Source organism: Bathymodiolus platifrons methanotrophic gill symbiont, assembly GCF_002189065.1.
Lineage (GTDB): Bacteria > Pseudomonadota > Gammaproteobacteria > Methylococcales > Methylomonadaceae > Methyloprofundus.
Window position 1 is genome coordinate 47,077 of record NZ_BDMN01000021.1, and the last position, 8,699, is coordinate 55,775.

Here is an 8,699-nt window from a genome sequence, read left to right on the forward strand (position 1 = left end):
TGATTATTCCCCTAAAGCTCGCATATTGCGTAGACGTGCGCTCAGCACCTCGGCAACTTCTCGTACCGTTTCATCCATTGCTTTTCTTTCAATAAAGCTAAGCATGTCGATAAGTAGATGGCGGGTTTCCATAAAGTCGGGTAACTCGGCCTGTAGTTGGCTAATAATCACCTGAGGGTCTGTTTCAGCGATAAGTTGCTGCAAACCAATAATGATGTGACCTAACCAGCTTGCCCCCAACTCGGTACTTTCAGTCAGGTCACGAGATTCAAATTTTGTAATCTGTTTCAGGTGTGCCTTATTGGCCGCCATGCTTCCCATCACTCGACCATAGTCTTCAACACGAAACGCCTTGGCAAAGTTTTGGTAGTTATCCAGTTTTGTAGCTCCAGTGGTTTCCATATCCATCATGCGTAAATAAAAGCGTTGAATACCATTTAATTTTTGCCAGGTATCGGCTTTCAGTCCTTCGGGGACCAATAGACTGTTTGCCGCCTCTGCTGCTTGCTGCACGATCTCATCAACAACGGTAACTTCACCGCTAGCGCGAGGCTTTAGCGCGAAAGCCGTCACATCTTCACCACCAATTTGTGTGTAGGCAGTCAACACTTTTAACGCCGCAGCATAACCTGCCATTTGCAAATCGGAGTCATTAAATACAGGCTCGCCCATTTTATCTTTAACCTCGTCATTAAGGTGCATCATGGTTTCAATTTGGTGTTTAACCTCTGCACGAACCGCTGGTAGTAAACGCTGTTTGAATCCTGCGTTTTCACCAGCAGGGCGTTTGCGTAGCATGAGAATAACGGTACCTTGAACATAACCACCTTTTTTAAGTTCAGATGTTGTCTCAGTGGCGATATACCAGGCAGCCACGACTTGTAGGCCTGCAGCCCAGAATATGCCGATCATGTCCGACCAAACACCAGTGTCTTGATGGGTGAACATGACACTCTGCATACCATTGTCTGGCATGTGCTCTGCCATGGCAGAGTAGGCATTAACCATGCCTTTGCGGAAATCATCACCAGATCCTTTAACGGCAAGGGCTCTTCTTGAATCCCAAGTCCAATCTGCAAACTCTTTTGCAGGTTTTTTTCTAAGCCAGGCAATAAAAAACTCTGTTATCTCATGGTAATGGACTGCATCAGCATAAGGCGGATCAGTTACCCAAATATCAGAAATGCGTGTTATTGATTCTGCGCTAGAAGTCTCAATTAGGACATTAACTTTTGATTGAAAACTTCTTTCTTTTTCAGGAAAGGTTTTAAAGAAAATGTTTTCAGTTAATATATAGTTCGAGTATTGCCCATAGTTTAAATTAGTATTTAAAGCTTGATTTGTGAAGACATGGACTGGACCGCCGTCCCATTTTATACTAGTACCCCAACCACACAGTTTAGAGTTGAAATCCAAGCAATTTGCGATTCCTAATAATGTTTCCGCACTATTACTTAAGCTGCCTAAAGCTGCAAAGAAATATATTTGACGAGCATTAAAAAGGTGATGCCAGTACGTCCATCCACGTTCTCTAGTCGGTTGGTCAGTGTTATACCCTGATTCAATAGCCATATCTGGTACTAAGCCATCTTTCTGCCATTGGTCAATGTTTTTAAACACTAGATTGTTGACTATGGCTTCCCGCTCTAAATCTTTTTCTGTAACAGTTGAAAAAAAAGTTTCCTCTCGGGATTTTCCTATACTTTCTTTTGTGATCCACTGGACGGCATATAACCTTTCTTGAAAAATATCATCTAATTGAGGTTTAAAATCTGTTTTATTCCATTTTCGTAGTCTATTAGCATTGTTTCCCTCTGAATCTGTATAGTCACCTCTTAGTGTTTTAATCGGAGTACGGTACGTTTTATTGCCAAGCTCATAAACAAGATGACCATCTTGAACAGTTCCCTGTTCAGCTAGTTTCATTTCTTCCTTAGATACACCGATGACAACCTCAATATCAAATCGCTTTTCATTATGATTGGGTATAAGCTTCGCGATAATATTTCTCATCTTTGATATTGCCCAATTAGAAGATAGAGGCACTAGCCAACCTGTTTCTGGACATTTAGTTTCTATACAGTAAAGATATGCTTTTGCTCGGTTGCCATATTCATCGTGCTCAATTTTTAATTGAGTTATTTCATCATCAAGTTTTTGAAGAATACTCCGTTGCTCTTCTGCTATCTGAGTGCGGTGCTCTTTACTAGCACCAACAATATTGACTGCTCCCCAAGTAAGCATGCATGCAATAGGGTTAAGATCAGAGGCATTTACATCACAACCAATTCTTGCTGCTTCAAATGGTATTGAGCCACCACCACTAAAAGTATCACCAACAACTGGAGTGTGCCCGTATCTTAAAACACCTAGCTGTTGGGTTAATTCACTAATGGATTCGGCCTTAACGCCAAAATCAGATAGGTGCGAATTAACGTCAATCCAAATATGTTCATATAGCCAGTCTTGATCGACTTCTTCAGGACGTTTGCAAAGTAATGAGCGCTCTTCATAGCTTTCAACTGTTTGAAGTGTTGCTTCAAATAACTTCAGTTTGTCTGTCTGAGATATATCTCTACGCCACCGAATATTAATCCCTTGAGCATCACTGTCGAGAGGGAATGTCAGTGATGAAACCTCAACGAAAACAGGATCATCAATCTTAATATTGTGCGTGAAATAATCCCATGGATTATGTAGTTCAATTTTACATGCGATATCTTTAGGCTTTATGGAGTTTTGGATCAGCGCACGTTTAGATAAACTTTCACTATCGAATGCCATTAACTTTTCAAATATCTCTAAATCTTTTTCAGTATCTTCTGTTTGTGGTAACAGAGTACCAAGCACAATAGCTCTAACAAGAATAAGTGGTTTACGTCCTTTCCAGTAGGAACCTACCGAAGGCAATGTTTGCGCAGGCCCTGCTTTTCTTTCTCTTTGCGCCTCGCAAGAAACTTTCTTTGCTGGAAATACAGCCTCAATCAGCGCAGGGGCATTCTGCAGGGCTAGTGGTTTTAATTCTGTCATAAGGTCTCATCACCAAATGGTGGTGGGTTAAATCTGTTATTAGGCATGAATATCTCGTCCAAATTCGACTTTATTAATTAATAGTCCAATGACAATATCATGCATTTGTTCTATTTTGGAAAAACAGATTGTTCGACGCGTTAAGCGTTTAATCCATGTTCTAAAATTTAGGTTTTTTCGTTCAATTTTTTGAGTGTTTTGTTTGCCTATTTCATGTTCATTTACATCTAAGTTTCGCTCATAAGCCCCCCAGTCATCTGTATAATATCTGCTTATTTCAAAAGGAGTCAGTAAGGCTTTTAGCTCTTTGAAAACATCATCTTTACGCTTGCCAAATACATAAGCAATGACTGTATTAGTCGCATGATCAACAGCATGCCATAACCATCGCTGATTCGACTTTTTACCTACAAATGACCATTGTTCATCAATCTCAACTTCTTCGCAAACAAGCTCCAGCCGAACGTCTAAAGGTGTTTCTGATTTTTGAGATAGAAAAATAGGATTTACCTGTACAAGGCTATCTTCTTTGCTTTTCAGGATGCTGATGACTGTATTTTTATTGATTTTCAGAACCCGTGCGGTGTCTCTAATACCACTGCTATTAATAGCCATTTCGACGACTTTTTCTTGGACTCCAGGCACACATGCATTATAGCGATAGTACAGCATAAATGTTTGAGTTTGGCAGGCACTATTTTTGCAGCGATACCGCTGTATATTTTGAGCATTCTTTCCTGATTTCATGATAGTGCTACAGCGACAATTTGGGCAACTTACTTCTTGATAACATTTCATTCGAGGAATTATGATGTAAACCTTTTACTTCTCCTAATTATTTAAGTGAAATAACAGATTTAACCCACTACCCACCAAATAAGTCCAGCATAGGTAAGCGGGGATCTTGATATTTATTAGCTACAATTTTTCGGCTGCGTGGTTTTAATAAGTCGCTTTGAGCAACATCGCCCAAGGCATGCCTGAGTGCTAAACGCCAACCTTTCTCACCATCTTTCATTCCACCGGTATTCATAGCAGTCATGCCAAATAGCCACCAGCGTTCTTCGGGGCGTAGTGCTAGCCAATTACGCACAGCGACTGGTGTTTTATCCATATCCATATCTTCAACAGCCCATGCCAATACACATAGTTCTTTGCCTAAAAGCCGATCTACCATGTTGTCTCCAACTTTCCAGGAAGAGGGCTTAACGCTGTGTGCCTTCAAGCGAGCGTTAAAAGTGCGTTGTACTTCGCTACGAATTTTTGTCCAGCGTGGGCGTGCTAGGAGCACGCGATCAATAACAGCAAATTCATCACTTTGGGCTTGTAAGCCTAAATACTCACTGATTTGAACTTTGCCGCCATTACCCTTTGGAATAGTGACCTTAAAATGATGCGGATCACTCGTTGCAGGTACACCAAAGCCCAACGTTGGTTGTGTAGACGCTTTTCTTTGTTTGGTTGGTGTAACCTCAGCCATTATTTATTCCTCTTGTGCAATATCGCCGGGTTGTAATTCCATACCGACTAATTTGGCAAATTCCTTTGCCTCAAAACCATTTTCAAAATCAATACCATCAGCAATCATAATGGCGACTTGTGCATCATCTTCTTGTAATACCTCACGAAGGCTATTGACCGTTCCTTCAATCATGGCCGCAGTAATTTGACGTTCTTGAAAACGCACTGTTACGGTTTTCTCACCTTCTCCAATCTCAATTCGAACACCTTTAAATTTTGTTGCTACTTGTTCACGGAAATGATTTATCACACCGTAAACTCTATCGGTGGTATCCAGAGCAACACGTTTCCCACTGTTAAGGCGAGCGGGTTTGGCTTCATCAATTTGAATCGTTTTATCGCCACTGTGTGGGATTTGGAAATCAGCCGTTTTTGTTGCCTCACCCGCTTTTGCGTAGACCAGCAGCCTAGTTGCATCCGAACCTATTTCAAATGGTTGTTCATAGGTTGTTCCGTCTTTTGGATTTGAACCATCCAATGTGTATAGCATTTCTGCCTGAGGCGTACATTGCAAAGTCACTTTACGTTTATCTGCGGCAGGTTCGACTTGATGACGAATTTTTAATTCTGCAATCCAGCGGGTGGGTGATCCACTCTCATATTTTCCACTTGGATCCTTCACCATAAAATAAAGTGTACCTTCTGAAGTGCTAAAGTTTTCAAGGTCTTCCACTTGTGAATCAGTTTCTAAAACTTCAGGCGTAGTCGAGTAATAGATAACAGGGCTTTCGCCAGAATTTCTTGGTGTTAAGCTGACAATGGATTCGCCGGTATCAGAATGTGAACTCAGTAGTGATATATTGACACTGGTTTTTTCCTGAGGGAATGGTCCTTTTTCTATATAGCCATCTTCGCCTAAACGCCAACGACCTTGTTTTAATGCTTCGGTTTTCAATGTATCCATACCGCCATTACCGGGCATCCATGGCCAAATTGAGTTGCACTTAGCTCTACTTACAACATCTTTCCATGGAGTACGACGATTGTCTTTACCTGAAGGCCAAAGCTCTGCTTCAGCCATTGCAAAATATTGGATGAATTTATCTTTCAAGTCTGAAGCCAGTTTGTAATTAGCGCGTGGACTAGCAAGCAAGTTTTCGATTTGTACTTCAGCTGATTGATCACCTTCACCAACTTTGAGGCCATTGTCGATAGTTACACGAACCAGTTTCTGAGTGTTATCAATGTCATCCAAACCGGGAAAATAGATGCTGTTATATGCAGCAGATAAAGCTTTGGTGAAACGTTCCTCAGATTCTTCAAGCCTATCTCTGGCTTCTTCAAAAAGTGTATCGCCAGGTTTTAAGCGTTTGTCAATTTGCTCAATGGCATAGAGATCACGCAGACGGTCTTCAACCGCATCAGCCATAAGGCTATCTTGGCCAGTCAGCACCAGTAAATTATTTTTCTCTTGCTGGAACTCGAAGAAGTTAGTTAATTCACTCGGTGGAACTTTGCCATCTGGTTTGATAACGATGAGAACTCGTGGTCCAGTCAACCTTAGTTCATCCATTCGAGGTAGAATTTGCACCTCTTGATATGTGTTCCGACGTACTGGTTGTAAAATACCTGTCAGACGATTAATTAGCGCCTGATCAATTTTTGGCTGTGGCACTTCTTTAGCATTGCGTTCAATTTGCCGTGATAAATTTTCGGTCTCTTTTATAAAGAGGCGTTGTTCTTCTCGGTGCAAGTACCAGGCTTGCTCCCGTAATTTCTGTATCGCATCAAGGAATTCATCCGCTTTTCGGTTTGGTGCTGCCAAGAACTCAATGACTTCGCTTTCAGAAAGACCGATTCGTCCACCAACAGCGCGTGATAATGAAGAGGCAAGTAGTAGTGTCATGACCTGTCTGGATGCATCACTATCAATTTCATCATCAAGTGTTTCGGCAATGGCACTACCTTTATCTGCAATGTCGCGAGTAACCGCAGGCACTAACTTAGGTGCGATACGTTCAATTTCATCTTTGACCTGTTCATCGTTTAGATCAAGATGCTGTGTGCCGATTAGAAATACGTCATCCACTTCTCGTTGGGCCACACTTTTCAGCAGACGAGCTGTAAACTGCATCAATCCCCGTGTTTGCCGGAAACCTTCATTTTCTTTGAAGAGTGCAACAAGATGCTTAAAGGATGGATGGAATGGATATGTTTCCCGAATTTGTTCTGCTATTTGTTCAATGCTTGAGGCGATAATGTAACCGCCATCTTCTGCCTTTTTAATTTGCTGTGCATATTCTTCAGCAATCTCATTGATGACATGCTCATCGGGTAGTTCATCTATTAGACGCTTTTTGAGAATTTCATAAATCTCATTACCAGCTAACGAAACAGGGGTTATTGTCATCGCTTGACGACGTGTTTCTTGCTGAAGATTGGAAATCGCTTCAGTTAATGCTTTGGTCTGTGCGTTATAACTTCCAGACAGGTTAGCTATAACAATACAGCAGTTAGGTAATTCAAGAGCTGCACTCATTAGTGCGGCTAGGCTATATACCACCATATTTGCCAAGGTACCTTGGCCAAGTACCTGTGTGCTTGCATTGTCTAAATAGGGAGGGAGTTCATCTAGCATTATTAGCGTTGGGGTGTCGCCAATGATGTCTTTCCATTTTTGTTGGTCGACTGCTTTTGGTCCATTAATCCAATAAGGTTTAATCTCTTCTTCCGCACCCAGTTGAGTCGCGATCTCTCCCCATATGTGATTGTCAGGATTATTTCTACCATTGAAGGCTGCAATTCGAGCTCCTTCAAAATCAAGACGGCTATTTAAATCTTCCGGCAAGACACCTGGCCTGAGTTCAGCATGACGAGCAAGGAGACCAAGCGCGATCATCATGTGGGTTTTACCGCCGCCCATGGCTTGAGTCAGTTCAAAGACGGCCTGATCCGATTTCCCAGATAATCGCAACATGCCTTCACGGAATAATTGTTCCATGCCGTGAGTAACAAAGTTTCGAGTGAAGAAGTCTTGGCCGTCCCCAGCATCCTCAATGAGATCAGCTAAGTTCTCTATTCCTTGGCTCATTCGATAATCCTGAATAACAGGATTAAATCGGCACGCCTGATTTACCGTTTTGATCATTGTGAATGCTCCCCATTTGATTCTTTTGATTGTTCTATGGCTATACCATTCTTTTCGCAATGCTCGCGTATTAGCACTTCGATCATATTTGAGATGGATCGATGTTCCGCTTGAGCTGCAGCACGCAACGCTTCTTTCAAAGTCGGATCGACTCGGAAAGTCAGCGTCGTAGTTTTGGTAGTAGCCATTAGATTCTCCAAGAATGCCTGCAAATGTACTGCAATATACTGTACTACTGTTTGCAGTACAATCGAAACATGGGAAAACGTTCATTTTATTGAATCTGCAAGATAATTCTCGCTGGCGGAGTGGGGAAGAATATTCATGATGTTGGTAGTGTTTATCTACCTTATATATAGACTTGTGATTGAGTCGAGGTGTTTAAATGTGTGTTTTCGTACTCTCGGATGTCTTCTTGCCGATATATCACTCGGCCTCCAATTTTGATGAACACGGGGCCATACCCAATTCCTCGCCATCGTTCTAATGTACGTTCTGAGATTCCCCAGTAGTTGGCAAGTTGTTTCTGATTGATGCGGTTAGTGGATAATTTCGATTGTGTCATGGCGCTCGCTCCGTTGCGTTGGTTTAGCCATGAACGCTTCCTGTTGCGCAGTTATCAAGTTAATAGTGCTGTTGGCGGCTGATTGATACCGGTCAGTAGTGTATAGTCAGCATTATTTGGTTTGCGGTGTCTTTCCACCGCCATTGTTTTATTCTCAATGCCCAGTGACTTGCGAAAAGATTCACAAAGCCCACGCCGTGCGGACTTTGGTTGCATTGTCTTATTTAGAGACGCGCACTTATCGCTGATGATATACCCGAAATAGCCTAGCGTCTCAAAGCCACTTTTTGCCAGTGACTCGATTATGTTAACGGCAATTTAATGACGTTGACTTTTACTCGATGTTCAAGTTTTTCCATCCCATTGCCATCAAACTCTTACCTTCACCCAGCAGAACAATACTTTAATGATGCTGTTGGCTCTAAGCGCCCTAAATCTCTGCCAATCATATGTTTTCCTGATGGCATCAGTTGAAACACATCCTTTATTAATTCA

The 8,699-nt window shown here is 41.9% G+C and carries 7 protein-coding genes; all 7 read right to left on the reverse strand.

All coding sequences use genetic code 11. From position 1 onward, the window contains the following. Positions 1–3: 3 nt before the first annotated feature. A complete protein-coding gene (locus CDZ78_RS01550; protein ID WP_087868379.1) occupies positions 4–3,030 on the reverse strand; it encodes an anti-phage-associated DUF1156 domain-containing protein in 3,027 nt (1,008 codons plus the stop codon). Between the two features lie 39 nt (positions 3,031–3,069). Next, positions 3,070–3,828: an IS1 family transposase gene (locus CDZ78_RS01555; RefSeq protein WP_087868380.1), complete on the reverse strand. Its 759-nt coding sequence runs from the start codon at positions 3,826–3,828 to the stop codon at positions 3,070–3,072. A 67-nt stretch (positions 3,829–3,895) separates the two neighbouring features. Then, a complete protein-coding gene (locus CDZ78_RS01560; protein ID WP_087868381.1) occupies positions 3,896–4,510 on the reverse strand; it encodes an anti-phage-associated DUF3780 domain-containing protein in 615 nt (204 codons plus the stop codon). A gap of 3 nt (positions 4,511–4,513) precedes the next feature. After that, entirely contained in the window at positions 4,514–7,639 is a 3,126-nt protein-coding gene (locus tag CDZ78_RS01565) for an anti-phage-associated DUF499 domain-containing protein (RefSeq protein ID WP_087868382.1), read from the reverse strand. Beyond that, positions 7,636–7,827 (reverse strand): type II toxin-antitoxin system antitoxin, encoded by a 192-nt coding sequence (locus tag CDZ78_RS01570; RefSeq protein ID WP_087868383.1) that lies wholly within the window; start codon positions 7,825–7,827, stop codon positions 7,636–7,638. The genes CDZ78_RS01565 and CDZ78_RS01570 overlap by 4 nt, the downstream gene beginning before the upstream one ends. Positions 7,828–7,988: 161 nt before the next feature. Beyond that, positions 7,989–8,204 (reverse strand): helix-turn-helix transcriptional regulator, encoded by a 216-nt coding sequence (locus CDZ78_RS01575; protein ID WP_087868384.1) that lies wholly within the window; start codon positions 8,202–8,204, stop codon positions 7,989–7,991. Between the two features lie 54 nt (positions 8,205–8,258). Then, entirely contained in the window at positions 8,259–8,420 is a 162-nt protein-coding gene (locus CDZ78_RS21610; protein ID WP_167374139.1) for a hypothetical protein, read from the reverse strand. Between the last annotated feature and the right edge of the window lie 279 nt (positions 8,421–8,699).